A 2,963-nucleotide genomic window follows, 5' to 3' on the forward strand; every position below is an offset into this window, starting at 1 on the left:
ATCAGCAACTCGCCACCGTGCACCAGCGCACCCCAGATTTCCCAGACCGAGAAGTCGAAGGCAAACGAGTGGAACAGCGCCCAGGTATCGGTCGGACCGAATTCGAACCACGACTGAGTGGCCGAGAACAGCCGCGCCACGTTACGGTGTTCGACCTGCACGCCCTTCGGCAAGCCGGTGGAACCGGAGGTGTAGATCACGTAGGCCAGATGTGAAGAAGACGAATCCACCTGCGGGTTGGAGACGGATTGCTCCTGCAAACGCGTATCGTCCAGATTGATAACCGGCACCGACACATCCGACAGTACTTCTGCGGTGGACGCTTGAACCAGAACCGCCAACGGTGCGCTGTCGTTAAGCAGGTAAGCCAGACGCTCGGCCGGATAAGCCGGATCCATCGGCACATAACCTGCACCGGCCTTGAGGATGCCCAGCAGGCCGATAATCATCTCCGGGCCACGTTCGACGCAGATCGCCACCCGATCGTCCGGGCCGATGCCCTGTTCGATCAGGCGATGCGCAACCTGGTTGGCACGAGCGTTGAGTTCGCCATAGGACAGCAGGCGATCTTCAAAGCGAATCGCCGTGGCCGAAGGTTGTTTTTCGGCCCAGCCTTCAACGGCTCGGTGAATCAGCCGGTCATCGGCATAGGTCGTATCACTGATATTCCAGTGATGCAGCAGCTGCTCACGCTCGCCAGCCGGCAGAATCGACAGGCTGTGCAGCGGTGTTTGCGGTGCCTGCTCCAGTGCATCGCTCAACTGTTGCAGCGCAACCTGCATATAGCCACAGATGCGCTGGGCCCCCATGGCTTCCAGTGCCAGAACGGTGAAATGGAAGCCTTCACCCAGATCATCGACGTTCAAGGTCAGCGGATAGTTGGTGCGCTCGTCACCGCCCAGACTCTGTATCCCTTCCCAGGCACTCAGACTTTCCTGAGAGGCAACGACATTACTGTGACGATAATTGAGCAAGGCGCTGAACAACGGAGTGGTCGCGGCCACTCCACTGCAACGCTGAGCCAGTGCCAGAGACGCATGCTCGTGTACCAGCAGACCGGTGAGTCGGTCATGGGCCTCACTCACGGCCTGACGCACAGTGTTGCGGTCGAGGCTGACTCGCAATGGCAAGGTATTGATAAACATGCCCAGCGCACGATCGGCCCCCTCGCCGCCTTGCATGCGGCCCAGCAGTACGGTGCCGAATACCACATCGTCGGTAGCCGAGACCTTGCCCAGCACCAAGGCCCAGGCCAGATGAATCAGGCTGGCGGCGCTGACACCCAACTGCCGAGCCTGTTGGCGCAGACGGCTGCTGACTTGTACATCCAGAGACGCACGCGACTCTTCGATACCGTGCCCGTCGCCTTGCACGTCATGCATGCCAAACGGCAGGGTCGGCTCGTCGATATCACCCAACATGTCGCGGAAGAAGGCTTCATGGGCGGCAGGCTCGACACCCAGCCGGGCCTGGGCCACATAGTTGCGATACGGCATCGCCGCACCCAGCTGATCGGTCGTCCCCAGCAGGAAGGCCTGCATTTCAAGCTGCATCACTTCCAGCGCGGTATGGTCCAGTGCCAGGTGATGGAACAGCAGCGTGGCCACCCAGCGGTCTTGCTCCTTGTCCTCGGCGCAGGCCAGGTGCAGCAGCGGCGCACGGGTCAGGTCGAGACGATAGTGACGGGCATCGAAACGCTCCGACAATTGCGCAGTAACAGGCCCATTGGCCGGGTCCAGATCGACCCATTGCGGTTGCAGCGTTACATGGCGGCAGACCACCTGCACCGGCTCGTCAAGGCCACTCCAGTGCACGGCCGTGCGCAGGATATCGTGGCGGTCGATGACCGATTGCAGTGCCTGGATAAAGTCTTCCAGACGTTTGCGGCTATCAAAGGCGTACTGCGATTGCAGCACATACGGGTCGCCAGCTTCGGCCGACAGGTGGTGGTAGAGAATCCCTTCCTGCAGCGGTGCCAGCGGGTAGATATCCTGCACATTGGCCGCGCCACCCGGCACTGCAGCCAGAACACGCTCAAGCGAAGCTTCGCAGATCTCCAGCAGCGGCAGCATCTCGGGGGTAATCTGCGTACAACCCGGCTCGATCAGGTTGGCCGGCACACGAATCTCCGTACCGCTACCCACCGCAGCCGCTAGGGCCGCCAGGGTCGGCTGGCTGAACAGCACGCGCACATCGGCACTCAGGCCTTCCTGACGCATTTTCTCGATCAGCTTGACCGCCAGCAGCGAGTGGCCACCCAACTCGAAGAAGTGGTCATGACGCCCTACACGCTCGACCTTGAGTACATCCGCCCAGAGACCGGCAAGTATCGATTCGACATTCCCTATCGGCGCTTCGTAATCACGGCTGGCATACGACTGGGCATCGGGTGCAGGCAATGCACGACGATCCAGCTTGCCGTTGTTGGTCAGCGGCAGGCTGTCCAGTACCACAAACGCCACTGGCACCATGTAGTCGGCCAACGATGCACTCAGTTCACGGCGCAATGCCTGCACCGACAGGCTTTCACCCGGCAGAGCGGTGACATAACCCACCAGTTGCTTCGGTCCACCGTCCGCATCCTGACGTGCCAGGACGACCGACTCCTTGACCCCGGCGCATTGCGCCAGACGTGCCTCGATCTCACCGATTTCAATCCGGAAGCCACGGATCTTCACCTGCTGGTCATTCCGGCCCCGGTATTCCACCGTGCCATCGGCCAGCCAGCACGCCAGGTCGCCGGTGCGATACAGGCGGGCTGCCGGGTCGGGGCTGAACGGATCGGCGACGAACACCTGTTCGGTCAGGTCAGCACGGTTCAGATACCCCAGTGCCACGCCATCGCCACCGATATACAGCTCGCCGGTGACACCCAGCGGCACCGGTTGCTGACGGGCATCCAGCACGTACAGGCGGGTATTGGCCAGCGGCTTGCCAATCGGAATACTGCCCTCGCCCACGGT

General features: G+C 61.5%; 1 protein-coding gene. It reads right to left on the bottom strand.

The features are described 5' to 3' along the window. On the bottom strand, positions 1-2,963 hold a 2,963-nt coding region (locus JSY17_RS25390), incomplete at both ends, for an AMP-binding protein (protein ID WP_206403372.1).

The organism is Pseudomonas capsici (assembly GCF_017165765.1).
In the GTDB taxonomy this organism is placed as follows: domain Bacteria; phylum Pseudomonadota; class Gammaproteobacteria; order Pseudomonadales; family Pseudomonadaceae; genus Aquipseudomonas; species Aquipseudomonas capsici.